28 protein-coding genes are annotated in these 26,317 nt (G+C 58.7%); 15 read left to right on the top strand and 13 right to left on the bottom strand.

What is annotated here, in order from left to right:
- Position 1 precedes the first annotated feature (1 nt).
- Genes JNM28_02085 through JNM28_02100 form a run of 4 tightly spaced genes read right to left on the bottom strand, consistent with a single transcriptional unit; the run spans position 2 to position 4,112 of the window.
- Positions 2 to 1,282 (bottom strand): type IV pilus twitching motility protein PilT, encoded by a 1,281-nt coding sequence (locus tag JNM28_02085; protein MBL8067212.1) that lies wholly within the window; start codon positions 1,280 to 1,282, stop codon positions 2 to 4.
- A complete protein-coding gene (locus tag JNM28_02090) occupies positions 1,194 to 2,288 on the bottom strand; it encodes a type IV pilus twitching motility protein PilT (GenBank protein MBL8067213.1) in 1,095 nt (364 codons plus the stop codon). The genes JNM28_02085 and JNM28_02090 overlap by 89 nt, the downstream gene beginning before the upstream one ends.
- Before the next feature lies 1 nt (position 2,289).
- On the bottom strand, positions 2,290 to 3,369 hold the full coding sequence (locus JNM28_02095) for a PilT/PilU family type 4a pilus ATPase (GenBank protein ID MBL8067214.1): 1,080 nt from the start codon (positions 3,367 to 3,369) through the stop codon (positions 2,290 to 2,292).
- An 11-nt stretch (positions 3,370 to 3,380) separates the two neighbouring features.
- Positions 3,381 to 4,112 carry a hypothetical protein gene (locus JNM28_02100; protein MBL8067215.1) on the bottom strand — a complete coding sequence of 244 codons (732 nt, stop codon included), beginning with the start codon at positions 4,110 to 4,112 and terminating at the stop codon, positions 3,381 to 3,383.
- A 160-nt stretch (positions 4,113 to 4,272) separates the two neighbouring features.
- Here JNM28_02100 and JNM28_02105 point away from each other — a divergent pair, with 160 nt between their 5' ends.
- From JNM28_02105 to nusG, 3 genes are all read left to right on the top strand, one after another.
- The gene (locus tag JNM28_02105; GenBank protein MBL8067216.1) at positions 4,273 to 4,770 is read left to right on the top strand and encodes a transcription elongation factor GreA; all 498 of its coding nucleotides are present in this window, start codon (positions 4,273 to 4,275) and stop codon (positions 4,768 to 4,770) included.
- A gap of 200 nt (positions 4,771 to 4,970) precedes the next feature.
- A complete protein-coding gene (secE, locus tag JNM28_02110; GenBank protein MBL8067217.1) occupies positions 4,971 to 5,159 on the top strand; it encodes a preprotein translocase subunit SecE in 189 nt (62 codons plus the stop codon).
- A 4-nt stretch (positions 5,160 to 5,163) separates the two neighbouring features.
- The gene (gene nusG, locus JNM28_02115; GenBank protein MBL8067218.1) at positions 5,164 to 5,691 is read left to right on the top strand and encodes a transcription termination/antitermination factor NusG; all 528 of its coding nucleotides are present in this window, start codon (positions 5,164 to 5,166) and stop codon (positions 5,689 to 5,691) included.
- A gap of 34 nt (positions 5,692 to 5,725) precedes the next feature.
- Here nusG and JNM28_02120 read toward each other — a convergent pair whose 3' ends face one another.
- The 6 genes from JNM28_02120 to JNM28_02145 all read right to left on the bottom strand — a co-directional run bounded on the left by JNM28_02120 (position 5,726) and on the right by JNM28_02145 (position 10,321).
- Complete coding sequence (locus tag JNM28_02120) at positions 5,726 to 5,893, bottom strand: hypothetical protein (GenBank protein MBL8067219.1); 168 nt, start codon at positions 5,891 to 5,893, stop codon at positions 5,726 to 5,728.
- Positions 5,890 to 8,058 carry a ferrous iron transport protein B gene (gene feoB / locus JNM28_02125; GenBank protein MBL8067220.1) on the bottom strand — a complete coding sequence of 723 codons (2,169 nt, stop codon included), beginning with the start codon at positions 8,056 to 8,058 and terminating at the stop codon, positions 5,890 to 5,892. The genes JNM28_02120 and feoB overlap by 4 nt, the downstream gene beginning before the upstream one ends.
- The gene (locus JNM28_02130; GenBank protein ID MBL8067221.1) at positions 8,042 to 8,284 is read right to left on the bottom strand and encodes a FeoA domain-containing protein; all 243 of its coding nucleotides are present in this window, start codon (positions 8,282 to 8,284) and stop codon (positions 8,042 to 8,044) included. The genes feoB and JNM28_02130 overlap by 17 nt, the downstream gene beginning before the upstream one ends.
- 83 nt (positions 8,285 to 8,367) lie before the next feature.
- Positions 8,368 to 9,114, bottom strand: coding sequence for a hypothetical protein (locus tag JNM28_02135; protein ID MBL8067222.1), 747 nt, complete (start codon positions 9,112 to 9,114; stop codon positions 8,368 to 8,370).
- Positions 9,111 to 9,650 carry a cob(I)yrinic acid a,c-diamide adenosyltransferase gene (locus JNM28_02140; protein MBL8067223.1) on the bottom strand — a complete coding sequence of 180 codons (540 nt, stop codon included), beginning with the start codon at positions 9,648 to 9,650 and terminating at the stop codon, positions 9,111 to 9,113. Before JNM28_02140 ends, JNM28_02135 begins: the two co-directional genes overlap by 4 nt.
- The gene (locus JNM28_02145) at positions 9,650 to 10,321 is read right to left on the bottom strand and encodes a WecB/TagA/CpsF family glycosyltransferase (protein ID MBL8067224.1); all 672 of its coding nucleotides are present in this window, start codon (positions 10,319 to 10,321) and stop codon (positions 9,650 to 9,652) included. The genes JNM28_02140 and JNM28_02145 overlap by 1 nt, the downstream gene beginning before the upstream one ends.
- A gap of 154 nt (positions 10,322 to 10,475) precedes the next feature.
- Here JNM28_02145 and sdhB point away from each other — a divergent pair, with 154 nt between their 5' ends.
- The 11 genes from sdhB to leuB all read left to right on the top strand — a co-directional run bounded on the left by sdhB (position 10,476) and on the right by leuB (position 20,084).
- A complete protein-coding gene (gene sdhB, locus JNM28_02150) occupies positions 10,476 to 11,261 on the top strand; it encodes a succinate dehydrogenase iron-sulfur subunit (protein MBL8067225.1) in 786 nt (261 codons plus the stop codon).
- A gap of 81 nt (positions 11,262 to 11,342) precedes the next feature.
- Complete coding sequence (locus JNM28_02155) at positions 11,343 to 11,846, top strand: hypothetical protein (GenBank protein MBL8067226.1); 504 nt, start codon at positions 11,343 to 11,345, stop codon at positions 11,844 to 11,846.
- A gap of 7 nt (positions 11,847 to 11,853) precedes the next feature.
- Positions 11,854 to 13,872 carry a DUF255 domain-containing protein gene (locus tag JNM28_02160; GenBank protein ID MBL8067227.1) on the top strand — a complete coding sequence of 673 codons (2,019 nt, stop codon included), beginning with the start codon at positions 11,854 to 11,856 and terminating at the stop codon, positions 13,870 to 13,872.
- Positions 13,869 to 14,702 (top strand): 3-deoxy-8-phosphooctulonate synthase, encoded by an 834-nt coding sequence (gene kdsA, locus JNM28_02165; protein ID MBL8067228.1) that lies wholly within the window; start codon positions 13,869 to 13,871, stop codon positions 14,700 to 14,702. The genes JNM28_02160 and kdsA overlap by 4 nt, the downstream gene beginning before the upstream one ends.
- Before the next feature lie 36 nt (positions 14,703 to 14,738).
- Complete coding sequence (locus JNM28_02170) at positions 14,739 to 15,380, top strand: class II aldolase/adducin family protein (protein MBL8067229.1); 642 nt, start codon at positions 14,739 to 14,741, stop codon at positions 15,378 to 15,380.
- A 2-nt stretch (positions 15,381 to 15,382) separates the two neighbouring features.
- Positions 15,383 to 16,681 carry a histidine--tRNA ligase gene (gene hisS, locus JNM28_02175; GenBank protein MBL8067230.1) on the top strand — a complete coding sequence of 433 codons (1,299 nt, stop codon included), beginning with the start codon at positions 15,383 to 15,385 and terminating at the stop codon, positions 16,679 to 16,681.
- Complete coding sequence (locus JNM28_02180) at positions 16,678 to 17,553, top strand: hypothetical protein (protein ID MBL8067231.1); 876 nt, start codon at positions 16,678 to 16,680, stop codon at positions 17,551 to 17,553. Before hisS ends, JNM28_02180 begins: the two co-directional genes overlap by 4 nt.
- Positions 17,554 to 17,564: 11 nt before the next feature.
- Entirely contained in the window at positions 17,565 to 18,131 is a 567-nt protein-coding gene (locus tag JNM28_02185) for a hypothetical protein (protein MBL8067232.1), read from the top strand.
- Complete coding sequence (locus JNM28_02190) at positions 18,128 to 18,544, top strand: hypothetical protein (GenBank protein ID MBL8067233.1); 417 nt, start codon at positions 18,128 to 18,130, stop codon at positions 18,542 to 18,544. The genes JNM28_02185 and JNM28_02190 overlap by 4 nt, the downstream gene beginning before the upstream one ends.
- A 22-nt stretch (positions 18,545 to 18,566) precedes the next feature.
- Positions 18,567 to 18,995 (top strand): hypothetical protein, encoded by a 429-nt coding sequence (locus tag JNM28_02195; protein MBL8067234.1) that lies wholly within the window; start codon positions 18,567 to 18,569, stop codon positions 18,993 to 18,995.
- 18 nt (positions 18,996 to 19,013) lie between these two features.
- Positions 19,014 to 20,084, top strand: coding sequence for a 3-isopropylmalate dehydrogenase (leuB, locus tag JNM28_02200; GenBank protein MBL8067235.1), 1,071 nt, complete (start codon positions 19,014 to 19,016; stop codon positions 20,082 to 20,084).
- Here leuB and JNM28_02205 read toward each other — a convergent pair whose 3' ends face one another.
- Entirely contained in the window at positions 20,085 to 21,566 is a 1,482-nt protein-coding gene (locus JNM28_02205; protein ID MBL8067236.1) for a proteasome accessory factor PafA2 family protein, read from the bottom strand.
- A gap of 97 nt (positions 21,567 to 21,663) precedes the next feature.
- Here JNM28_02205 and hrcA point away from each other — a divergent pair, with 97 nt between their 5' ends.
- Positions 21,664 to 22,695 (top strand): heat-inducible transcription repressor HrcA, encoded by a 1,032-nt coding sequence (gene hrcA / locus JNM28_02210; GenBank protein MBL8067237.1) that lies wholly within the window; start codon positions 21,664 to 21,666, stop codon positions 22,693 to 22,695.
- A gap of 12 nt (positions 22,696 to 22,707) precedes the next feature.
- Here hrcA and JNM28_02215 read toward each other — a convergent pair whose 3' ends face one another.
- A complete protein-coding gene (locus JNM28_02215; protein ID MBL8067238.1) occupies positions 22,708 to 23,775 on the bottom strand; it encodes a beta-lactamase family protein in 1,068 nt (355 codons plus the stop codon).
- A 2-nt stretch (positions 23,776 to 23,777) separates the two neighbouring features.
- On the bottom strand, positions 23,778 to 26,306 hold the full coding sequence (locus JNM28_02220; GenBank protein ID MBL8067239.1) for a hypothetical protein: 2,529 nt from the start codon (positions 26,304 to 26,306) through the stop codon (positions 23,778 to 23,780).
- Positions 26,307 to 26,317 lie beyond the last annotated feature (11 nt).

Here is a 26,317-nt window from a genome sequence, read left to right on the forward strand (position 1 = left end):
GTCAGGTCTGGTTGCCGCCGACCCGCGGCCGGTTCGGCTGCCCGCGCACGGCCCCCGGCGGCGGCGTATTGGGCTCGGCCCTTTGCCCGTCATCGGTCCCCGCGGCCTCGGTGGAACCGGACGGACGCGCCGCGTTGGAAGACCCCAGCGAGACGATTCGGTCGAATTCGAAGGGATCTTTAGCCTTGGTTCTGGCTTCGTTGTAATCCACCAACCCAGCCTCCACCAGCCTGGCTAGCGATTGATCCAAAGTGTGCATTTTTTGGCGGGCCCCCGTTTGGATGATCGACCCGATTTGGTACGACTTGTTTTCGCGGATCAGGTTCCGAACGGCGCTGGTGGCATTCAGGATCTCGTATGCGGCGATGCGGCCCCGGCCATCTTTGCGCCGCACCAACGTTTGGCTGACTACCCCGAGGAGGTTGACCGAAAGCTGCATCCGGATCTGCTGCTGCTGGTGCATGGGGAACACGTCGACGATGCGGTCGACCGTTTGCAGCGCATCGACAGTGTGCAAGGTGGCAAAAACTAGGTGCCCGGTTTCCGCGGCGGTGATCGCCAAATGGATCGTTTCCAGGTCTCTCATCTCCCCAACCAGGATGACATCGGGGTCTTGCCGCAACACGTATTTGAGCGCGTTGGCAAAACTCAGGGTGTCCACATCCAGTTCGCGTTGGTTGATCAAAGCCTTGTGGTCGTCGTGGACGAACTCGATCGGGTCTTCTACCGTCACGATATGGAGTTCTTGGGTGCGGTTGATGCGGTCGACCATGGCCGCCAAACTGGTCGACTTCCCGCTCCCGGCCGGGCCGGTAACCAAAACCAGTCCCCGGGGACGTTCAATGAACTCAAAGCACGCCGGCGGAAGGTGAAGTTCCTCCATCGTGGAAATCTCGAACGGGATGACCCGGAATGCCGCTTGCGCATGCTCCCGTTGTTGGTAGAGGTTCCCGCGGAACCGGCTGACCCCGGGAATCTCAAGCGCAAAGTCCAGCTCAAAATCCCGGTCGAATTTCTCGATTTGATCGGGCCGGAGGAGCTCCTTGACCGCGGCGCGAAAATCCGCATCCGTGAATTCCGGCACCCCATCCATGGAATACAGTTCCCCGAAGACGCGGATATAGACCTTTCCGGTATCCGTTTTGAAGTGCAGGTCCGACCCGTTGCGCCGGACGCATTCTTTCAGCAGTTCTTCAATGTGCAAGGGTTGTCGCCTCCGCCAATCCTTCTTTCTCCGCCCTGCGGTGGAACTCGGCCGTGTTCGAACTTTTTGCCAAGGCATGCTCAAAGTCAATCTTGCCTTCGCGCAAGAGCTTGAGGAGCGAGCCATCCAAGGTTTGCATGCCGAAATCGATCCCGGTCTGGATATGGGGCAGGATCTGGTGGGTCTTGCCGTCGCGGATCAAAGTCCGGATCGCCGGGGTGACGGCCATCACCTCGTGCGCGGCAATCCGGCCCTTGCCGTCTTTGGTCGGCAAAAGGGTCTGCGAGATAACCGCCTGAAGGGTCACGCTCAGCTGGGTGCGGATCTGCGACTGCTGCTCGCTGTCGAATACGTCGACGATCCGGTCGATCGTCTGGGCAGCATCCACCGTGTGCAAGGTGGAAAAAACCAAGTGGCCGGTTTCCGCGGCGGTGATTGCCAGTTGGATGGTCTCCAAATCGCGCATCTCCCCAACCAGGATGACATCAGGGTTTTGCCGCATCACATGTTTCAGGGCTTCGGAGAAACTGTGGGTATCGGTGCCAAGTTCGCGTTGGTTGATGATGCTCGTCTTGTCGGCATGGACGTATTCGATCGGGTCTTCCACCGTGATGATGTGCCGCCGCGCATTGATGTTGATATGGTCGATCATCGCGGCCAACGAAGTCGACTTGCCACTTCCCGTGGGGCCGGTGACAAGGATGAGCCCCCGAGGCAACAATGCCAAAGTTTTGCAAACGGGAGGGAGCCTCAGTTCGTCGATCGTCCGGATCTCATATGGGATCAGCCTGAAAACCCCGCCCACCTGGTGCCGCTGCCAAAAGAGGTTGACCCGGAACCGCGCCAATCCGGGCACGGCCACCGAAAGGTCGCACTCTTTGAAGTTTTCAAGCCGTTCCCTCCGATCCTCGGTCAGGATGCTGTCGAAAATCTGGTGCAACTCATCACCAGACAGGGCCGGGAAATCGGTCCGGCGCAAATCGCCGTGGGTCCGCATGAGCGGCGGGTTGCCAGCCTTAAGGTGGAGGTCGCTGGCCTGGACCTCCACGACCCGGCGCAATAGTGCTTCAAGCGTGGGATGCATCTTATCGGCGGAGCATCTGCTTGAGTTCGGAAAGGATGCCCGCGTAATTGTACGCAACCTCTTCCGTCACTATCCCTGCCTTAACATAACGGGCCAGAGATTGGTTCATCGTCTGCATTCCCCAGAATCCGCCCTCGTTCATGAGGTGGTACAGATCGCCGAAGTGGCCGTCTTCAATCGCTTTGCTGACGGTTGGCGTGCAGATCAGAATCTCAGCCGCGACCACCCGGCCATTCCCATCGGCCCTCGGAACGAGCTTTTGGGCGACAATCGCCCTCAGCGAGTTGGAAAGGCGCTGGCAAAGGTGAATCTTTTCATGCGGCGGGAACATGTTGATGACCCGGTCGAGTGTTTCGTATGCTGAAGCGGTGTGCACGGTTGAGAACACCAAGTGGCCGGTTTCCCCAGCTTGCAACGCGACGTTCATGGTTGTGGTATCGCGCATTTCACCAACCAGGATCACGTCCGGCGCTTCCCGGACTACGGCCCGCATGGCCGGATAAAAGTCTTCGGTGTCGATCCCGATCTCGCGCTGGCTGACATAGCTGTTCTTGTCTTGGTGCTCGACTTCCAACGGGTCTTCGATCGTGACGATGTGGCACCGCCGCTGTTCGTTGATGATATCGATGAGGGCGGAAAGGGTTGTCGTTTTCCCAGAACCAGTCGGTCCGGTGACAAGAACCAGCCCCTGTCGGTTCTTGGTGACCTCGCTCAAGCTGGGCGGCAAGCCAAGCTCTTCAAGTGTCCGGATCCGGCTGGGGACGATCCGCATAACGGCTGCCATTGAGCCCCGTTGACTGTAAACGTTCGTCCGAACCCGGCATTTGCCTTCCAACACAAAGGCAAGGTCCATTTCCCGCGTGTCTTCGAACTTTCGCCACTGACGTTCGCTCATAACGGTGCGGACCAGGCGTTCCACATCGGCTTCCTTCAATACCGGCCACTCGCCCGGAAGATCGCGGACAAAGCTGTACTGCTTCATCCGGGGTCGGCTGTTCGCCTTAAGGAAGATGTCCGAGGCGGTTTCGTTGTATCCGAGCTCGATCAGTTCGAGGAGTTCGATGGAATCAGGGTCACGCATGGATGGTTCTCTTACTTTTTCCGTTTGGGATGGCCCGGTTTGAGCAGGGCAAAGTATACCAAAGCGCCGGCTGCCAACGCCCCGGCGCCGAGGATTGGGACGACAAGCGGGTTCATCGCCGGAGCCTTGGCGGCCGTTTTTTCCGGCGCGGGAACTTCGGACAAATTGCCGGGGATCTTGAGGAGGCGGGTGTCTTGGGTCAACAGCTCCAACCGGTATTCGATGCCGTCGGGATTCGAAAAGGCCTTCCCTTCAACAATCACCTGGCGGTCAGAGTAGTTTTGCAAGGTTTCGCCCCCGGCTTTTTCCCCTGCAAACTGCACGACGAGGCTGGTGACCATCGGCTTCGCGCTTCCCATAAAGCCTTTGGCGATCGCGTCGATGTTCAACCGGTGGTTCGCCCGGTCGATCAAGTTGTCGCATCCAAAGGTTGCCCGGATCACTTTGCCGTTCGACCCTCCGCCGACGTCAGCGGTCGTCACGTTGATCCCCCGGGCATTCCCATTGGAGAATTTGCCGATCAACCCGCATTGCAGCTGCAGCAAAGCCGGGCTGTAGTTCGGGTCGATTGCCGTTACTTGAACTAGATCCCAACCCATTTCGTGCTTGGTCACCGTCACAAAAACCTGCGGCGGAGTCACAATCTGCGGCGCGCCGGTCTTGTCCGGATCACTAACGGAACCGGTCTGACCCGAAGCGGCAACGGCCACGGCAACCAAAATCGCACACACGCCGGTACGCACTCCCCAAGTATGACTCTTCAAGTTGACCCCGCGCGCCCAGCCCCAAAAACTGGCGATCCACACCTTTTGCCCGGACTATGGAACAAAAGCCCAAAAGCGGCGTAATACGTCAAACAGAACCGATATAATACGCGTCTCATTGGGGAGCAACGGTCGATCGATGGAAGAATTAGATTTAGAACAGAGTGCACCGGTCCTGCTGACCGCCGAAGGACACCAGCGGCTCAAAGAAGAGCTCAAGCATCTGACCGTCAACAAGCGGAATGAGATCGCCGAAAGGATTCGCGAAAGCAAGGATCACGGAGAATTCAGCGAAGACAACAATGAGCTCGACGAAATCAAAATCGAGCAAGCAATGGTCGAAAGCCGTATCGCCGAACTGAAATCGATCCTCTCCGGCGCCGAGATCCTCGATCCTAGCCAGGTTGACACCTCAAAGGTCAGCCTCGGCACGCTCGTCAAAGTCAAAGATGCCGACCGGGGGATCGAATTCGAAGTCCGCATGGTCGCCAGCATCGAAGCCAATCCGGACGAGGATATGATCAGCGAAGAATCGCCCATGGGTGAAGCCCTGATGGGCTGCCAAGTCGGGGATACCGCCGAGTTTGAAGTGCCGGCCGGCAAAATCCGGTACACCGTCGCGTCGATCAGGTCCTAAACCTTGGCCCGGCCTCTGACAACAGGCTTTCCTGTTGAAGGGCCCAGGCAGATCAAATTTGCTGCAAGCAGTGGTATGATCCCGGAATCCCCCCTTTCAGAGGCCTAGCCACTGCATTCCGGGAAGGATCGCACAACATGTCCGAAAAGACGTCGGGGCAAACCCCCTCCAAGTCAACCGGGTCGCTCCCCACGCCGAATATGCGGCGCGGACTCGGCAGCTTTTTCAAAGACCTGCAACGGGAGGCCAAGCAAGTGAGCTGGCCGACACCAAGCGAAACCACCCGATTGACCGGAACCGTCTTGGCGGTGTGCTTCTTGACATCGTTTTTCCTGTTCCTGCTGACCTTGCTGGTGCAGACCTTGTTCAAAATGGTGGGGGTGCAATAAGCCGATGGCGCGAGCATGGTATGCCGTCCACACCATCTCCGGACATGAGAAAAAGGTCAGCGAAATGCTTCGGCGCCGGGCCGACATCGCAAACCTCTGGAATGTCGATGTCTTCGACATCATGATCCCCACCGAAAAGGAGTTGGTCACCCGGAATGGCAAGCGGGCCGAGCGCGACCGAAAGGTCTTCCCTGGCTATATTTTGGTGCAGATGTACCTAAACGACGACACTTTCAAACTCGTCAAGGGCACCAACGGCGTCACGGGCTTCGTCAGTAGCGGCAACCGCCCTGTCCCCCTTGAAGATTATGAAGTTCGCCGGATCCTCAGCAACCTGGAGCAAAGCCAGGAAGCACCGAAGGTCTCCTTCAACAAGACCGATATCGTCCGCGTGATCGAAGGCCCGTTTGCCGATTACACCGGCCGGATCGAGGAAGTGAACCCAGACCGCGAGAAAGTCAAAGTGATGATCTCGATCTTTGGCCGGGATACTGCCGTCGAGCTCGACTTCGCCCACGTTCAAAAGGAATAGCCGGCAAAGCCACCGAATCCGTGTCGGCCCGTTATTAGGGCCGGCGCGATTTGATTTGGTCTTTGATTGCGCAGCCGCAAACGTCCCCGCAGCTCTTGCAACTGCCCTTTTCGCCTTTGGATGCGGCAGCGACTCGCCGCAACAACATCAGGGCCGCCACGCTGACCACGGTGCCCACAATGGCGATCTCCAAACCGCTCACCCGAAGAGCCTCCCTAATTGTTGGATGCCCACAGAAACGATATACGCCAATACCGTCATGTAGGTGAACGCAAACGCCGCCCATTTCCAACTGTTTGTTTCGCGTTTGATCGCAGCCAGCGTGGCCGTGCATTGGCAGCAAAGCGCAAAGAACACCATCAAGCTGGCGGATGTCCATGGGGTCATCAGGGGGCGGCCATCCGGCCATTTCGCCTTTTGGATCGATGTCCGGAGCGTGGGGGATTCTTCATCCGTGTCGCGACCTTCCCCGAACAGGATCCCCATGGCCGGGACGACCACCTCGCGGGCTGGGAACGCCGCCAAAATGGCGGTGGTGATCCGCCAATCGAACCCGGCGGGGACAAAAGCCGGCTCAATTGCCCGGCCAAAGCGGCCGAGGACGGAATCCTCCCGTTGGCGCATTTCAAAGTAGTGTTCTAAGGCAACTGGATCTGCCTTGGCCGCAGCCACCCCGCTTTTCGCCAGATACTCCTTCCGGTAACGGGCCTCATCTCCCCTTGGGAAATAGAGGAGGGCCCAAATCACAACTGTCATCGCGAAAATGATCGTCCCCGCCGTTGAAAGGAATACTTTGGCCCGGCTGAACACCGTCAGCCCCACATCCCGCCATCGCGGCCATTGGTATTTGGGGAGCTCCATCATAAATGGCAGGCGCTTCCCTTTGAACACCCCCTTGTTCAACACCAAGACGACCGGGATCGCCACCGCCAAGCCAACGAAGTGCATCAAAAACAGACAGGCCCCAGCCCAAACCGGGCCATACCTCGGCTCAATGACGGCTCCAATCAACAAGACATACACCGGGAGCCGGGCCGAACAACTCATCAGCGGCGCCACCAAAATGGTCATCATGCGGCTCCGCTGGTCTGGCATCACCCGGGCGGCCATCACTCCCGGGACCGCACAAGCGTAACTGCTCAGCAATGGAATGAATGCCCGGCCATTCAAGCCGCACCATCCCAGCAAGCGATCCATCAGGAACGCCGCCCGGGCCAGATATCCGGTCCCTTCCAATACCGAGATGAAAAAGAAAAGGATCATGATCTGCGGCAAAAACACCAACACACTGCCGATCCCTTCGATGACCCCATCGACCACAAGGCTGCGCACCGTGGGCATGGGGGCCAAAGCCGTGCCGACCCAATCCGCCAAGAGGTTCTTGCCCGTGTCGATCAAATCCATGAACGGCGTTGCCAAGGTGTAGATGGATTGGAAGACCACGTACATGATCGCCAAAAAAACGACAACGCCAAACAGGCGGTGGGTGAGCACGGCATCGACTAGGTCGGTTTTCGTCCGCCCCCGAGGGACGGAAGGCGGAAGGTAGCTGTCCTTTTTGACCCGGCTTGACCAGGCATACCTTGCTTGGGCATCGACCGTTTTTGCCTGGACCGAATGGCCGAACACAACCTTGCGTTCCTCCTCGACGACCTGCCAAAGCTCGGGGATTTCTCGGAAGCGGTCGCCGGTCGAGCAATGTTCGTCCAGCAGCACACACCTGGCTTCCCGCGGCTTGAGGTCAACGCCCCAACGGTTGACCTTTTCGACCACCCGGTCGGCCGCGTCGGTGACCACTTTAGGAAACCCCACGTCAAGCTCCAGTTCACGGGGGTCTTCAATGCCCCGGGCAATCGCATCCCGAAGTTCTCCCAACCCTTCCCCCTTGTGGGCGACGACCGGAACGACCTCGCACCCCAGATGCTTGGTCAAGGCCACCAGGTCGATGTCCGCCGATTCCCGATGGACGACGTCGATCAGGGTGAGCGCGACGATCACGTTCAGGCCCGTATCGCTGAGTTGGCTAAATAAGAAGAGGTTGCGCTCCAGATTGCTGGCATCCAGGACGTAAACCACCAAATCAGGATGCCCATCGGCCCCGGAGATTGCCCCGACGGCGACTTCTTCATCAGTTGAAATGGCTGATAGCGAATAAAGCCCGGGGACATCAAGGACTTCGACTTTGACTCCGTCGATCTCCATCCAACCGGAGACCCGTTCCACCGTGACCCCAGGATAGTTCCCCACCTTTTGGTTTGAACCCGTCAGGGCATTGAACAAACTCGTTTTGCCGGCATTTGGGTTGCCCACCAGGGCGACGAGGGGGTGGGTTCTTGGATCAACCGGCGACTCAATCGACTTGGACAAAACGGAGGCACCCCACCTCGCTCCGGCGGATGCACAGCTTGTACCCCCGGAGGTCGACTTCCACAGGATCTCCCAACGGGGCGACTTTTGTCACCGTGAAGACCGTGCCAGGAATGAGTCCGAGTTCCAGTAACCTTGGGCAAAGGTCTTCCTCATCCGATATTTGGATAACTCGGGCCTTCATCCCCTGCCGCAATTGGCTTGCCTTCAGAACCTTTTCCGTCATTTCCTGCTGTCCATGAATCTTACACGGCAAGTACAGATTGACACGGGGCCGACCTGTCCCATTGGCAACGCCGTGCCCTTCCCTTACCGCTTATCGACGAAATCGGTGCTGTAAAGTTTTTTGTCGATGGCGGTTTGGTCGTTGACTTTCAGCGAAACATCCCATTCGGTTTCGATGGCGACGGGTTTATTGTCGGCGCCCGGCAAAGTCCCTTGTACTTTAAAGAACCTGAGATCGCCTGCACTGTTGATGAAAAATGCGCAATTGACGGACCTGCTCGCGCTGGGGAACGGCTTGAACTGGCCGAAAACGATGTTCACCGTCTCCCCCTTGTAATCCGTCGTCCCGCCGTCCCGCAATTTGCTGAGCAGCGAGCTGATGGTCTGCAGATCCTTGTCGCGGCCGACAGCAATTTCCAACGGGACAGATCGGTCGACAACCGTTTCGCTGATGATCCCATACATGCCCTTGTAGTCCATCAAGAGGCCGTTGTTCTGCAAAACCGGTTCCACAAGATAGGTGGTGGTGTCCATGTTGGGGTCAGTCGGACGCGGAGCCGGGTAGGCATATCGCTTGCCATCGCTAATCGCCCGGACTTTCAACTTGGGATTCACCGAGGAGAATTGTTCAAAAAAGAACCGATCGGGGCTTGATATCTGCAGACGGGTCGTCACGGTCGCCACCTTCCCCCTGTCCTTGATCGTCGTCACGATCGTCCCGCTAATGTTGCCGGCATAGTAGTAGTGCGAGATGCAGTCCGAGATCACTTGGCCGGGATCGGGAGAAACTGCCGGGCTCCCGATGGCGAGTGCGAGGGCTATCGTTGTCATTGCTTTTCCCAAACGACGTCGGCGACGCCGCAGCATCTGTTCTCATGACGGGCCATCACAAACAGCCAGTCCGAGAGCCGGTTAACATATTTTACTCCTTGCAGCCGCACGGTTGGCTCGGCGTGGCGGAGGGCGACCAGCGACCGTTCCGCGCGGCGGCAAACCGCCCTTGCCAAGTGCAAGGAGGCTGCTCCCGGGGATCCGCCCGGCAAAATGAATGCTGTCAACGTCGGCAGACCGGATTCGGCCTCGTCGATTTCCCGCTCAAGCCTTTCCGTCGCATCCGAAGCCAATTCGAACAAGAACCGCGGGTCGGCTGAAAACGAGGCGACTTCAGCACCCAACGAGAGCAGCTCTGACTGCACGGTCCGGATCTGGCATGCTGGGACGCCCAGGAGGGTGCCACATTGACCCAAGCATGCGTTGAGTTCATCGAGGTCGCCAAGGGCGTGGAAGACCAAATCTTCCTTTAGGCGGCGGCCCTGCCCCAACGTGCCCGAAGTGCCATCGTCGCCGGTTCGAGTGTAAATGTCCATCACTTTTCGCGGCGGCTCAGGAGCCAAAACCGAGGGAGTGTCTTGGCTTTGCTGAATTTCTTTGGGTTGGAGAGGGTGCGCCAAAGCCACTCGATTTTGAGCTTTTGAACCCATATGGGCGCCCGCTTAACCTGTCCGCTCATCACGTCGAATGTCCCGCCGACCCCCATGGCGATCTTGGCCCGGTGGATGGACTGGGTCCGGGCCATGAATTTCTCTTGCCTCGGAATGCCCATGGCCACCAACAGAATGTCCGGCTCCAGAGCGGCGACCTCCCGGGCGACAAACTCGAACTCCGACTCCGGAAAATGCCCGTGGTGGACGCCGACGATGTTGCAACCGGGGTGTTTCAGCAACATCTGTTCCTTTGCCGCTTCGGCCACGCCGGGGGCGGCTCCCAAGAACACGACCCGGTAACCTTTCCGGGCGCTCAGGGCCAAGAGTTCTTCGGCGAGGTCGCAACCGCTGACGCGCGGGACGGCCACGCCCTTGCGTTTGAGCGCCCCGACAACACCATAGCTATCGGCCGTGACCCAGGCGCACGATCGGTAGACCGCCATTAACTCGGGGTCTTCTTGGGCGATGACGATGCCGCTGGCATCGGCAGTGGCCACCAAGTGGGGGCCACCATCGGCGACCAACGCTTCGAGGCAAGACACCGTTTCGCCCATTGTTGCGGGATACACCGGGACCCCGAGCACCGGAACCGGCGTGGGAAAGCCCCCCAAGGAATTGCGAACCGCTTCCACTGTCAGGATCATAGACGGTATCTCCGGGCCTGGAGTGCCAAACCCGGGCCCGATTGCGTAGAATGGAGCGAAGAGCATGTCTGCTGCGGCAAACGCGACCACGATCCGATTCGAAATCAAGCGACAGAACAACGCCAACAGCGCCCCGTTCACCCATGTTTTCGAAATCCCCTACCGGGAGGATGCCAACGTCATTTCCACCCTCATGGAAATCCGAAAGAACCCGGTCACGGTCGATGGACAGGCCGTTGAGCCGGTCGCCTGGGAAGCCGCCTGCCTGGAGACCGTCTGCGGGACTTGCACGATGTATGTCAATGGGCACATCCGCCAAGCCTGCACGGCACTGATCGACGAGGTTGCCGAACGGGTGGGCGACAAACTCGTCGTCCGGTTGGAGCCGATGAGGAAGTTCCCAGTTATCCGCGACCTCATCGTGGATCGCAGCCAGATGTTCAAAAACCTGATCAAGGTCAAAGCCTGGGTGCCCATCGACGGCTCCTACGACCTAGGGATGGCGCCTCCGCAAGACGACCATGTCCGCAAACTCAGGTACGACATCAGCCGGTGCATGACCTGCGGCTGTTGCATGGAAGCCTGCCCCCAAGTCAACGAGCGCACGGAGTTCGTTGGCCCGGCAGCCATCGCCCAGGCCCTGTTGTTCAACCTGCACCCGGTCGGCAAGACCTTTTCCGAAGACCGACTCGAGTACTTGACATCCGCTGAAGGGATGACCAATTGCGGCAATGCCCAAAACTGCGTCAAGGTCTGCCCGAACGAAGTGCCATTGACCCTGGCCATAGCGGAAATGAACAGGCAAACCACGGTCTACAAAGTCAAAAAGTTCCTCGGCCTTGCTGGCTGACCCATGGAACCAAAGGCTCGTCGCGGGAACATTCAGGCCGCGCCGGTCATTCGTCTACCCAAGTAAAATCGGAAAATCCCCATGTTGCCCACTGCGATTTTTTTCTTAGGAGCCTTGCGTGAGCCGCTCCAAGCCGAGCCTCCGGCCATGAAGGTCACCCTGAACCAAAGTTCAGGGCCATCCGGGTCAGCTGTTCGCGGCAAAGTGATTTTAACTTTCGAACCCGGTCTGCACGCCTACCAAAACCCACCAAGCCAGGATTACCAAATTCCCGTCACCGTGTCGCTCGATGGAGCCACAGGGCCGTTCCTCCTGAACTATCCGGTCGGTGAACCGGTCGCGGTGGGAGGCGAAAGCGAGGCATCCTTCACCTATTCCGGAGTGGTTGAGATTCCCTTCATGCTCAAGGCACCGGCCAAGCCTGGAAAACACACGCTCACCGTCAAAGTCCGTTACCAGCAATGCACCGATTCCATGTGCTTCCCGCCAAAAACGATTACAGCCCCTGTTGCGTTCACGACGACAAAGGGGTCTGCCGTCGCTGGCACGGCCAACTGGGCCCGGGCTATGGCCGGCTGGAAGTAACACAGCGATGAGAGCTTTCAAACGATTGTTTTCCGCGCTGGTGCTGACCGTTGCCGCAGTCAGCGCATTTGCTGCGCAGACCCCGGCCGAAAGCACAGTCGAGTCCGGGAAAGTCACCTGGACCGCCAAGCTGAAGGACGCCGACACCAGGGTTGGGGAGACCACCCAGATCCTCGTGACCGGGAAACTGCCGGCAGGCTGGCACACGTATGGCCCCCAAATCGACAAAGGCGATTTTATCAAAACTAGCATCAAATCGGATCTGGATGGCAACGTCGCCGAACCGGCCGGCGACCCGTTGTTCCCGGCGGCGCACATCGTCTTCGACGAAGGATTCCAAATCCCGGTCGCCGTTTACAGCGGCGAATTTACGATTGCCGTCCCGGTTCGAATCATCGCAGCCCCAGAGGGCTCAACCCAAATCCAAGTGCAAGCTCGAGCGCAGGCTTGCGACGACAGCGGGTGCGATTCCCCTAAAAATGCCATTTTGGGGATTGATTTCACCGCCGCCGCGGGCGAACCAAGGCCCGATCGGATCCAGCCCGACCTGGCCGCGCCGGACCAGCCGGCTGGATACGCCGCACCCCCCGATGCGGAAAGCACCGCCAACGCATCCGTCCTTGAAGCAGCCCTGGCCGGCAAGGCTCCGGGGGCCGAGAGTCAAACGACCGGAACTCCCGTTACACCTTCCGGCACCCAAGAACCGGCCGCTGACGACGCCACGTCCAAGGGGATCGCCGAAGCCAAGGCTCAGGGGCTTCTTCCATTCTTCTTGTTTAGCTTTGCGGCGGGCTTACTCGCTCTCCTCACTCCGTGCGTCTGGCCCATGATCCCGATTACGGTCAGCTATTTCACAAAAAAGGCCGAAGAAGGGCCAGGAGCGGTTGTGAAATATGCCGTTGCCTATTGCCTGGGCATCATGGTCACATTTGTCGGCCTTGGCCTGATCGTGACCTCCATTGCCGGGGCGACCGGAGTCCAAAGGATTGCAGCGAGCCCGGTTGCCAACGGGTTCCTCGCCCTCCTGTTCATCGCTCTCGCGCTCAATCTCTTCGGGGTGTTCGAGATTCAGGTTCCGGCAAAGTTCGTCAACCAGATCCAAGGCAAAACCAAGGTTGCCGGGTTGGCGGCGCCAATCCTCCTCGGGTTCGTTTTCAGCTTGACCACCTTCACTTGCACTGTGCCCTTCGTCGGGACGATCCTCGTCAGTTCCACGACCGGCGACATGCTCTATCCGGTCGTCGGGATGCTCGGGTTCAGTCTGGCCTTTGCCCTGCCGTTCTTTTTACTGGCCATGGTGCCGAATGCGTTGAAGAAACTCCCGAAGTCCGGGACGTGGCTCAACTCAGTCAAAGCCTACATGGGATTTTTGGAGCTCGCCGCCGCGATGAAGTTCGTCTCCAACATGGACGTCATTGTCAACGAACGGCTCTGGCTGCCTTTTGCCGGGTTCGGGGCAATCTGGATCACGATCTTCGTGGTTGCCGCGCTCTACCTGTTCGGCCTCGTCAAAATGCCCCACGACGACGGATCCAAGGTCGGCACCGGGCGGCGTTTGTTCGGGGTATTCAACGTTTTGGTCGCGGTTTGGCTGATGGCCGGATTCTCAAATGCCCAAGTGCTCGGCCCGCTGATCGGCTTCTATCCGCCCACTCCATCAGGTTGGAGCGAAGACCTAGAAGGAGTCAAAACAAGGGCGGCCGCCGAAGGAAAGCCGATCTTCATCAACTTCACGGGCAAGACATGCACCAATTGCCGCGTGATGGAATACCAAAAGTTCCCCACCGAGGCGTACCGCAAGGAACTCGCCAAGTTCGCCCTTGCCGAACTCTACACGGACCGAGAAACCCCGGCCGACAATGCAAACGCCGAATACCGGGAGAAATTGACCAAGTCGTCGACCAACCCCACCTATGCCATCATCAAGCCGGATGGGACGCTGGTGGGCGTCTACCAGGGCCTCGCAAAATCGGACAAGGACTTCCTTGACTGGATGAGGGCAAACTACACAAAGGCGCTTCAGTGAATCCAGCCGCAAAACCATTTTCCGCCGGATCCGTCACGGTTGGGGGCGGAACCCTTGTCTTGATCGCCGGGCCATGCCTTGCCGAATCTCGGGGGCTTTGCGAAGAAGTCGCTGGCTCCCTCAAGGAGACTTGCTTTAGCCTCGGCATCCCCTATATTTTCAAAGCAAGTTTCGACAAGGCAAACCGCACATCGTCCGACTCCACCCGGGGGGCGGGGATTGAATCGGGGTTGGAAATCCTATCCCATATTAAACGCACGTTCGACCTCCCGGTGACCACCGATGTCCACGATGCGTTCCAACCCGGGATCGTGGCCGAGGTTGCCGACCTGCTCCAGGTTCCGGCATTCCTTTGCCGGCAAACCGACATCCTGCAGGCCTGTGCCGCCACCGGAAAACCCGTCAACGTGAAAAAGGGGCAGTTCCTGGCCCCCTGGGATACCAAGAACATCGTTGAAAAACTTACGTCCTTCCAAGCCGGAGGCATCATGCTCACCGACCGGGGGACGAGCTTTGGCTACAACACGCTCGTCGTCGATATGCCCGGACTTGAGATCATGCGGGGCTTTGGAACCCCGGTTTGTTTTGATGCCACCCATTCCGCCCAAAGGCCAGGAGGGGCAGGGACAAGCACCGGTGGAAACCGGGATTCCATCCCGGCTATGGCCCGGGCCGCCGTTTCCGTCGGGATCGATGCCCTGTTCCTGGAGGTTCACCCCGACCCCGAAAACGCGGCCAGCGATGCTGCTACGCAATGGCCGCTGGACCGGGCCGCAACGCTCTTGGAACAGCTGGCTGCACTCGACCGCGTCCGGCGCTCATTCAATTAGGCCCGGATCCGATGCAGGGCATAATCTGATCCAGGCATGAACGAACTTCAACTCCGGGCCGCGGTCTGCGAAGTCGGGCGGCGCCTGTGGCAACGGAACTTGATCGGGGGGGCCGAAGGTAACCTCAGCTGCCGCCTCAGCCCCCGGCAGATCCTGATCACCCCTTCTGGAGTCAGCAAGGGCCACCTCAAACCTAACGACCTCTTGGTGATCGACCTAAAGGGTGTCTTGGCCAAAGGCGACGGCAAAGTCAGCAGCGAATACCGTCTGCACACCGCCATTTATGCCCATCGGCCGGATTGCCAGGCCGTGGTTCACGCCCACCCGCCCGTCGCAACCGGTTACGCCTTGGCCGGAGAAGATATTCCGGACAACCTCTTGCCCGAAAGCGCCATCGTCCTGGGCAGCGTCGCTACCGTCCCCTTTGCCATGCCGGGAACAGAAGAAGTGGCTGATTCGCTGGCACCTTTGGTAGAAGACCACAAGACTTTCCTGCTTTCCAACCACGGGGCCGCCGCGATGGGCTCCGACATCTACGATGCCGGATACCGGATGGAAACTTTGGAGCGTGTAGCGACCGTGATCCTCCATGCCCGCATGCTCGGCGGCGTCCGGCCCCTCCCGGACAAGGCGTTTGACCACCTCTTGGAAACATCTCTCAACGGGAGCCTGAATTGAGCATGAAATTCCAGGCCCCGCGGGGAACCAACGACATCATTCCCGGGCCGTTCCAAAAAGAGCCGATCTTTGAGACCCACCGGTGGCAATACGTCGAAGGCGAGTTCCTCGGTACCGCCTGGCTCTATGGGTACCAAGAAATCCGCACGCCGATGTTCGAGGAAGTTGAACTGTTCATTCGGTCGAGCGGCGAGGCAAGCGACATCGTCAGCAAGGAGATGTACGACTTCCACGACAAAGGGCAGCGGCACGTCGCACTCAAACCCGAAGGCACCGCCCCTGTCATGAGGGCCTTTTTGGAACATGGGCTCGGGAACTCCGGCGGTCCCGTCCGGCTCTGCTACATCAACCACAGCTTTCGCTACGGACGGCCCGGCAAGGGACGGTATCGGCAACTCCACCAACTGGGGCTTGAAATCGTCGGGTCGGATTCCCCGTTGGCCGACGCCGAGATCATCACGGCCTCACATGACTTTTTCTCCCGCATCGGTTTGGGATCCGTCCGGGTGATGCTCAATTGCATTGGCGATTTCGAAGCTCGGTTGAATTACGGGAAAATCATCTTGGATCATGTCGCCCCATTGCTGGAAGGCATGGATCCGGCGCAAGCCGAAAGGCTCCGGAAAAACCCCGTCCGGCTCCTCGATACCAAAGACGAGGCCCTGAAGTCGGCCCTGCAAGGACTGCCGCCGATCACTGATTCCGTGGGTGCCGAGAGCCGGGAGAAATTCCTCGCCGTCCAATCTGAATTGCAAAGCGCAGGCGTCCCGTTCGCGGTCGATCCCGGCATCGTCCGGGGACTGGACTATTACAACGACACGGTCTTTGAGTTCGTCGATGATGCGTTGCCTGGTCTCTCGCTTTGTGGTGGCGGGCGATACGATTCGCTCCTTTCCCAAATCGGCGGAAAGCCCACTCCCAGCGCGGGAGTGGGGATCGGACTGGAACGGCTTTTGCTCGCGCTCCAACAAAAGGAAGTCGAAATCCCGGTGCCGGCGCCCGAAGTGTTCGTCGTTGCCGCCACCGAAGCTGCCCAACCGGCTGCCCGTGACCTCGCCCGCGAACTCCGCGCCGTCGATATCGCCGCACTTTTGGATATCGATGGCCGGAACATCAAGCAGCAGATGAAAGCAGCCGACCGGTCGGGATCGCTCTTCAGCCTCATCATCGGTGACGATGAGATCAAAAAGGGCTCTGTGACCGTCAAAGTCATGGAAACCCAGGAGCAGTTTCCGGTCAACCGTTCGGAGATCACCCAATGGTTGATCGATGCCACTCAAATGGAAGGTGATGACGAGTGAGGGGATTCTTTTTGGCCGTTGCGCTCGCCTTGGCAGCCTGGTCCGCCGCGCAAGCGCCGGAAACCGTTATCGCGGTCGACCTCCGTCCAACCATCCTTTTTGGCGATGGGCGCAACGCGTGGCTCCGTTGGTATGATGCTTACGCCTTCCCTTCCACCTTCGGCATCAAGGGCCGCTTCAGCGATGGCCAAAGGTTCGCCGTCACGCAACGGTTGGCCAAACAGCTTTCCGACGGGGATCCGGATCAAGTCGATGAATTCTATTTGGAAAACCCAGGCGAATGGAAAATCGGTAAACAAGCCATTCCCTTCGGCCAAAAGGTGCTTTACCGAGAAACCGCACCGGCCCTGAGGCTGAGCACCCAATTGCTGTTCGAGGGAGCCCGGGTGGACTTTGCCGTATTGGATGCGGGGCCAGGCCGGCCCCGGGGGGTAATCGGTCGCATTGGCGGCAATTCGGGCCTTAGCTTTGCCTTTGGCGAACATTTCGCCGTGCAAGACACCGCCCTGGCCATCTTGCGGCAAGATGTCGCCGGACTTGGTCGCGGGCGGGGATATCAGTCGATGTACGGTGCCGACACGACGATCTTTGCCTTCCCCTATACGTTTGAAGCCGAAGCCATCTCGCTCCGGCAAGGCCACACCCCCTTGGATGGCGACCGCGACATCACCGACCTACGGGCCGGATACCAACTGCCGAATGGCCGGGATCGGCTCCGGGTGGCTTGGTCCCATGATTGGAGCGACAAGATCGACTCGTTTCGCATCGATGGGGAGTTTGTGCTGGCGAACCAAGTCGTTTTGATGCCCCACATCCGGTTTGGTAGCAATGGGCTCGGGCAATATGGAACCACTTTGCGGTTCAGGCTGTAAATAAGGAACCCATGGCATTCGGCGGCATTTCTCTCTTAGTTTTGGCCGGGATCCTGGCCCTGGGAACTGCCTTTGTGATCCTGATGCTCTCAAAGTCCATGAAAGGTGCCGCCAACACCCCACACCCCTCCGAGCTTTCAAGCGAAGGGCGGGCTGCAATCCGGCCCTTGCGCCAGGCTGTCGAGGCTTATGAGGCCGCACTTAAGGCGAATTCACATAGCGAAGCATCGAAAATCCTTGGGAACCAGACACGGGAGACCGTCCGGCAAACCCTCCGAGAAGCCAGCAAAATGGTTGCCGAACGGGACATCCTTTCTAACATGGTCAAACGCCTTGAGGGAAATGGCCAAGATGCCACCGTGCCAAAACAAGCCCTGGCCAAAATCGACCGGCACTTTGGCGAAGCGGCGGATGCCATCGATGCCTTGACCATCAAAATCACCGCCGCCGCATTGGAAGCCGACTCCCCGATGCCTGAAACCGAGTCGGAACTCCCAGACCTTGTCGCCAGGCTCCAAAATGTCAGCAAGTCGTTTGACGAAGTCAATCAAACCATCGAGGCGGCCAACCACCCATGAGCGAAGCAAAAAGAGCCTATAACCTCCTGCGATCTTTTGTGAACCAAGAGTGGGAACGTGTCAAAGGATTCGACATGAATGAGGCCTGGAAAGAACTGAATGAAAATCCGGCCGAAGCCGAAGCCAGACGCGCGGCACCCGAAGCCAAGCAACCGGACACCACGATGGATGCGACGGAACTCGAGGCGACCGCCCGCACCATCCTAAATGTGACCGCCAAGGCCAGCTACGACGAAATCCGCAAATCTTACGAAAAGGTCAGCAACCGGGTGCAGCCCCAAAACTTCGACAGCGGCACCGAAGAAGCGCGCCAAGCCCAAGAGCTCCTCCGCAAAGCCACTTGGGCCTATCAATACCTGACCAAAGACATGAGCCCCGTTCAAAGACGGTTCCGAAGCTTGGAAATCGAATGATCCCCACCAATCGAGAGATCCCATGAACAAAGACAAATTCATCCTCCTCACCGTTGCCTTGGGATTCCTCTTCCTTGTCATCGAAACCCGGCATGCCCACGCCGGCGTGTGGAAACAGGATCCGAAAGCCTACATCTCGCCAATCGCGTGCGGGATCGGTTTCATTTGCTGCCTGGCCGGCTTGGCTGCCGAAAAGAAACTTGCAACTGTTCTCGGCTGGATCCTCGTGCTCTTGAGCTCGGTTGGGGTACTCGGGGTTTGGTTCCACACCCAAGGCGACCTCGCCAAACTCCAGACCATGCTGACGTCCAATGTAAGGCAAGAACGGCTCGACCACGATGGCCAGTTTTTCGACGAACGACCGCTTTTGGCCCCCATGAGCATCTCCGGCCTTGCCATCGTTGGGGCAACTGTCGTCTTGGCAAACCGGAAGAAGCCGCAGGCGCGCTGAGGGTGCCATAATACCGCCATGCCATTCAAAGTCGCGGTGTTGCCGGGCGATGGGATCGGCCCCGAGGTCACCGCGGAAGCCATCAAAGTGCTCCGGGCGACCGGGATTGACCTAGAGTTTGAAGAAGCCCTGTTTGGAGGGGCGGCCTACGACGATTGCGGCGATCCGCTGCCGGCCGCCACGCTCGAACTCTGCCGGGCCAGTGACGCCGTCCTGATGGGCGCGGTGGGCGGTCCCAAGTGGGATACCGTCGAACCCATCACGAAAAGACCGGAGATCGGGGGGCTCTTGCCCCTTAGGCGGGAACTGAACCTTTATGCCAACCTCCGGCCGGCCAAAACGTTAGCCCCGCTCATCCACGCTAGCCCGCTTAAAGAAGGCCGCAGCATGATGGATCTGCTGGTCGTGCGGGAACTGACCGGCGGCATCTATTTTGGTGAGCCGCGCGGCCGTCGCGACGGGGGGGATACCGCGTTTGACACCTGCGTCTACTCCCGCCACGAAGTAGAAAGGATCGCTATCCGGGGTTTTGAAACCGCCATGCAGCGGCGCAAAAACCTGGTGAGCGTCGACAAAAGCAACGTGCTTGAAACAAGTCGGCTTTGGAGGGAGGTTGTGACAGAAGTCGCCACTGGATACCCCCAAGTTTCGCTGTCATTCATGCTCATCGACAACTGCGCGATGCAACTTGTGCGCGACCCCGGCCAGTTCGACGTAATCCTCACCGAAAATATGTTCGGCGACATCTTGAGCGATGAGGCCTCCATGATCACCGGCTCACTGGGATTGCTCCCTAGCGCTTCTCTCAGCGACCCTAAAGGCGAGATCGTATTCGGGCTTTATGAACCAGTCCATGGTTCGGCACCAGATATTGCCGGACAAAGCCGGGCAAACCCCTTGGCGGCCATCTTGAGTGCGGCCATGCTTGTGCAATATTCGCTACGCGACGACGAAACCGCCAAAAGAATCGAAACGGCCGTCGAATCGGCCCTTAACGAAAAAATCAGGACCGCCGACATTTTTGAAAAAGGGTGCGAACTTGTTTCCACCGCGGAAATGGGCGACGCCGTGGTCAAAAACCTCGGCTGATCACCGGCTGCCATCGACGATCCACCCTTGGCCCACTTCGGCATAAGGGTGGAACGGATCGGGCATCTCATAAAACTCGTTGCGGCCCAACACGGCACTGCTCCAATCGAACAGGTAGGGTGACCCCAGTCCGCGTTCGACGGCCTTGGCCACAAGCTTTCCCCGGCCGCAAGCCCGCGTGTCTTTGGGCGGCTCGGTCATCGCTTCGATGGTCGCCACCTCATCCAGTTGCCGCAACGGCAAGTCATCAGGCAAGGCATAAAAAAGCGATTGGCTGGGATTGATGTTGTGGTACTCCAGGTCCAGGCTGTGGAGGACATCGGCCCCCCATTCTGCCCCGCCGTCAGCGATGAACGATTCGACCATCTGTTTTTTGGCCACCCAGTCCAACCGGTCACCCAGGGACATGGGATCCGACTTGAGCGCATCCAGGACAGCCGACCATTCCCGCAGTATCCAGTCGATGTCTTTGGAGTTTCCGGCATAACCTTGGGCCTTCTCCAGCAGACGGTATTGGATGTCGAGGGCAGAGGTTTCCACCCCGTCCTCGGTCGTCACCCGCCATTTGTAGTCCTCGTCGCGGGAGATGTCCCTTAGCGCGATCAAAGGCTGGTGCAATTCGGGCTCGCCAATCAGTTCGCCGTCTTCCAACAATTGCAAAACAAGGCTCGTCGTCCCGACCTTAAGCTTGTAGGCGTAGGTGCTCTGGTTGGCTTCGCCGAACAATAGGTGCAAACGGTTCATGCCGCCATGGGCATAAAAATGCTCCCATTTTGGGTTGATCAAGGCGCGGTTGAACCGGACTCGGCTGGCCACCGTCCGCAAAATGTGGTCGGCCCTCTGGGATAGCTGGAAGTTGACTTCGTCGTCCGGATAGGCATGGTAGATCTGGGACACCCAGATGTAATCGATCGGGTTTTGGTTGAGTTGCCGGGTGCTCGGCTCTCCTCCTTCAATCAGCACATGCCCCCCTACCCGGCCCACACCGGCAAAAAGTTGCCGGGTCACCAAAAAAGCGAACAAGGCGTTGACGTCCTCGGCAAAGAAAGATTCCGACATCTCCACAAAGTAGTTTTCGTGGCAGCCAAAGGTGTGTCCGCCGAAGTGGTCGATCGAATTGTTGTAAATCCGCACTTGGTCCGACAACCCCAAACCCTCGATGGCCCGGACGATGACCCGTTGTCCGGCCCGGTCGTTCAGAACGAGGTCATCCAATTGCCGGCATTCGGCCGTTGCGTATTCCAAATGGGAGCCTACGGCATCGACGTAAAGCCGGGAGCCGTTCAGCATGAACCCTCCGCTCGCCATGGGTTCAAACACCTCGTCCCGGGCATGCAAATCGATCGCCCCCAGGTTCAGCTCCAGGAAGATGTGGTTCTTCAGATCCTCGACAACCCGTTCCGGGCGTGTGCCGGGATCCTCTACTAAGCACCCGAATTCTGTTTCGATGCCAAATATGCGATCCCCAGGTCGTCGATCCATTGACCCATTCTACGGTGGGTCAACGGCCCAAAATGCGCGCTTGGCGCAAATTGTGCCGGACAACCGTCAGGTTTAATACCGGTGGCTAGGTTTTGACATGGGTGAACTGAGCGAACGCAAAGGGCTCATTATCCGCGCGATCATCTTGGAATATGTCGCGGGGGCGGAACCCGTTTCCAGCGACCTCCTGGCCTCCAAATACGACTTGGGAGTCCGCAGTGCCACGATCCGCAACGAATTGGCGGAAATCACCGACCTTGGTTACCTGGATCAGCCGCACACCTCTGCAGGCCGGATCCCCAGCGACCGGGGGTACCGCTACTTTGTGGATAACCTTATGCCGGCCGGGCGAACCGAGCAGTCGGAAAAGCGCACACTCCGGGAAGCCACTCGGGATGAAGACACGCTCCGCGACCTCGTCCAAGAAACTACAAAGGCCCTAAGCCGCATGACCAAACTGATGTCCGCCGCCGTCACGGTGCGAGACGCCCAGGTCAAAGTCCGCAACGCCGTTGTCACCGCCCTCGGCCCCGACCGAGCGCTTTTTGTTTTGGTCTTGGAAAACGGACACACCGAAAACCGGATCCTCGACTGCCCCGCTGGACTCACCCTGGAACAAATCGGGCAAGTCAACGAGGCCTTGGATCGCTCGGCCGCCGGGCTCACGTTAGGGGAAGCCGCCAAATTCAAAGCGCCCGCTGTCCGGGAACCGGTCGCCCAGGCATTGGCCAACTCTGCGGCCGCGGCGGTCAAATCTTCGGCCCGGGAGCTCACCCGCGGGTACCTCTTCGTAGAAGGTGAGGAATACGTGCTTGGCCAACCGGAATTCCAGCGAGAACCTGAAGCGTTGCGCCAAATCATCGATTCATTGTCCAACGAGGACGCTTTGCGAGAAGAAGTCGCCGCCATGCCGGAACCCGGGCAATCGGTGACAATCGGCCGTGAAAACCACGTGGAACCCCACTACCCGCTGACCTTTATTCGGCAGACCTTTCGCGTTGGCGGCCAGGATGCCGGCATCATCTCGATCATCGGCCCGCGCCGCATGGACTACCCGCGCAACATGAGCCTGTTGGATTACACCGCCGATTCGATCAGCGATGTGTTGACCAGGCTTTTTGGCAAGTAGCCAGTCGGCGGTTCAATGCCCAAGGGACATCGCCGCGTCAAAGGCGAGGTCAAAGAATGCGGGGCGCGCTTGGGCGATTTTCGAATCGGTGTCATCGGGGTGGACTCGGTTTGTCAACAATGCGGCGAAGATCTTGGCATCTGGGTCGACCCAGATGCATGTCCCGGTGTATCCGGTGTGCCCATAGCTGTTCGGCCCAAACCGGGAGCCAGCACTAGACCCGTCGGAGGACTTGGTGTCGAATCCCAGCGCCCGAGTGGATTGCCCTTGGCGTTTGACCCAACTTTCCAAAAGCCCGCCAAAAATTTCGTGGTTTGCCGCAAGGGCCTGGCCGAATTTGGCGACACCCCCGATAGGGGCAAACAGCCCGGCATTCCCGCTTAGGCCTCCAAGAATGTAGGCTATGGGGTCGTGGACGGAACCCTGGATAAATTCGCCCACTGTCCACTCCTCACCCCGGTTACGGGCGATCTGTTTGCGCCAAGCCGGGGTGGCTTCCGTCGGCGCGCAATGCGGAACCAAGGCCGGGGAGGGCCGGTATGTTGCCTGAATCCCGAGCGGACCATAAAAATTGTCCTGAATAAAGGCTCCCAGATTCGTCCCGCTAGACCGTTCAATCACCGCCATCAAGTTGACAAATCCAAGGCACGAATAAGTCGTCTGCTCCCCTGGCTTCGCAGCGGGAACCGCGGTCAAAATCCGGGTCTTGGCCTCGCTTGCATCGCTGACCTTCCCTGCCATCGAATCATAAGCTTTGAATCCGCAATTGTGGAGCAACAGGTTCCTCACCGTACCCGTCCCCACTTTGGTCTCGGGGAGGTACAGCTCCACCGGGTCATCCAGCCGGAACAACTCTTGCCGGACGGCACAAATTGCCGCCATGGTTGTGGACATCACCTTTGTTACACTGGCAAGATCCCACCAGGTGCCTTCAGAGACCGCTGGTGATTCAGCGGCATAGGTTTGCTGGCCAACCCACCCCATCTGGAGTGTCTTGGCATTGCCAAAGCAATAGGCCGCGCCCGGGAACGACCTTTCGGCGATGTAGCGCGAAAGCAGGGATTCGATCTCGGTCGACATGGTTAGAGCAGGGTCACCCCGTGCAATCGTAACCCACCCGCCGGGTTGGTTGCAACCACGGTCAGGGATTTCAGGGTTTTGCCGTGGAGTTGCACCGCCACTGCGCTGACCGAACCCGTCCGCGGGCAAGAAAGCGTTGCCCGCTTATCGGTGACCGACCGCACATCGGCCCCATACCAAAGGACTTCTGTGGTCTTTGTGCCATCCGTGAACTCAAAAACCAGTTGCCCAGCCGGTGCCATCGCATCCAAAGTCGCCAAGCAATCCAGGGCTACGACGGCCTCTTCCGCCTCGCGACCCACTGGGAGTTGAATTTCATGAGGGGCCCCTGCTGCAGCCGGACTGGTCACGCCATAAAGTTGCCGCGGCGCAAAGGTCCGCAGCCAGTAGGGGCCAATCTGGGTCAGGCCGGGCCTTTCACCGGCCAAGGCCAATCCCGGTCGCGTCCTGACGGTTTGGCGCTCGCCGAAATAGAGGCGTTGAAAGACGACGTCAGGGTCATAACCCAGCTTGTCGGGCATTTCTTGCCGGCCGCTCCAGGCGTAATCGGCCATCATGACCATCGCACTGAACTGGTCGAATTCGCGAACCATGTTCGCCTCATCGCTGGAATAGCCCGCCCACGTCGTCTGCAAAATCCCGGCCCGATTCTTGATGGCACTCAACACAAAACCCCGGATATTCCCAGGCCGGAACCATGTCGCCGCCACCGGTTTCATCCCCAAGGAGTTCCACAACTCCAAAGATTTGTCGAACACCGCCGGTTGCGGGTTGTCCCGGTAATGCCAGTCGGCCACGTATGTCCCCCGCTCCAAAGCGCTACGGCGAGCCTTGGCTGCGGCCAAGCTCGGAGCGTGGCATGCATCGACCGCCTCGCCTTCGGCCAACAGCATGTCGCTCCAAACCATCGGCGTAAAGCCGTGCTTTCTGGCGATCCCCTGCAACAGCGGGAGCCCCTTTTCCCACAGCCGGTTTGTCAGATCGGGGTCGTCGATCCCCCGCATGTCGATTTCATCCAAGCCGAAGTGACCAACCTGTGGTTTGACGACATCTGTCACCTCATCCCAAACTTGGGAAATCCGGTCCCGGGCTTCGGCCTTGCGGACGTCGAGTGTGTACGGGATCTTGGGGTTGACGGCTAGCGACGTGTTCTTTTGGTTGGCAAAGAACCATTCCATGTGCCCAAGGCTCTGCACCAGGGGAATAGGCTCAAACCCGAGGGCGCGGTAATTTTCCGCCAGTTTGCCCAAGTCAGACTTCTTCATGGTGATGTTGGTCTCGATCCCCGGCAGGGCATCCCAAACAGTGCGCTCGCACTGCAACACCACTTTGTTGAGCTTAAATGGCGCCAAAATGCGGTCGGCCAACTTGCCTTGGAAAGACACCGCTTGGGGGCCGACGAACAAATGGACACCCCGCCACTGGGCCGACGGGTAGTCGACAATATCGACCCAAGGTAACTCCATGTGCCCCGACTGCGCGCGCACGAGTTGGGCTAAGGTTCGGATCCCATAACGCAACCCCTCTAGGCTCTGCCCGGTCAGCACCGCTCCTGTGGAATCGATTTGCAGGCGGTAACCGTTTTCCTTGGCCACACCTGGCTGGATCCGGATTTCGACCCGGGTTGGCGGTCCAGAGCGTTCCCAGGCCCAACGCCCGTTCAAGAACCGGTCAAACCAATCCGCTTCGGATTCGAGGCCCTTGGGGAGTTGGAATTCCAGCCCCCCGTCGATGCGGGTGGAACCCGAAAGCTTCGTCATTTGCTTTGGGTTCGGCAATATCGGAAGGTCAACTGCTTCCGGCCCCTGCGCCCTATCCAGCGGCTCAAGCGGAAGCGTCACCGTTTCCGCCGAGTGATCCGCCCACGGTTCTGGTTCGACCGACACTTCGTATTCAAAATGCGCTCCCTGTTGGGAGGTCACATCCTGATCGGTGAACCCCAGCCAAAAGAGCTCTTTGCCATCGGCCCAGTCGATCGAGTAGTTCCGGGCATCCATCACGCTCAGCGGGACATTCGATTTCACGGTCACCTTGGCCGCCGGAGCCCGGAAAACCGCAGACTTTGCCGACCCATAAAGCCTCTGTTCAAAAGTGGCTCCGGCAGAAATCGCTGTGTCCAGCCGGTTCGCCGGAACCCCGTCCAACATCAACTCGCCCTGGTCAAAGTAAGGGGCCCAAAGCCGGCCGATTGTGTATTCAATCTTCGCTGGGGAGGCATTGTGCCAATTGAAATCGGCAGTCACTTTGAAGCCGCTTTCGGTCGGGGTGATGGTTTGGCGGCAACCCACTTGGCCGTCATCGCTGTTGGCGATCACGGTGAAGGCCCCGTTGCCATGGGGATAGACGTTGACCGGCTTCCAGGCAGAGCTGAAGTAGCCCTTCTTCCACCCCTTTTCGTAATACTGAAACCCGGAGCCTTCAATCACTGTGACCCCACCCACTTTCATTTGGAGTCCGCGGAAAGCCGCATAGTCCACCTGGATGGGCACTGGCCGGGCCAGGGCGGCAAGCAACAAGGCGGTGAGTGGCATAGACCCTTAGT

This window comes from Armatimonadota bacterium, assembly GCA_016789105.1.
In the GTDB taxonomy this organism is placed as follows: Bacteria; Armatimonadota; Fimbriimonadia; order Fimbriimonadales; family Fimbriimonadaceae; genus UphvI-Ar2.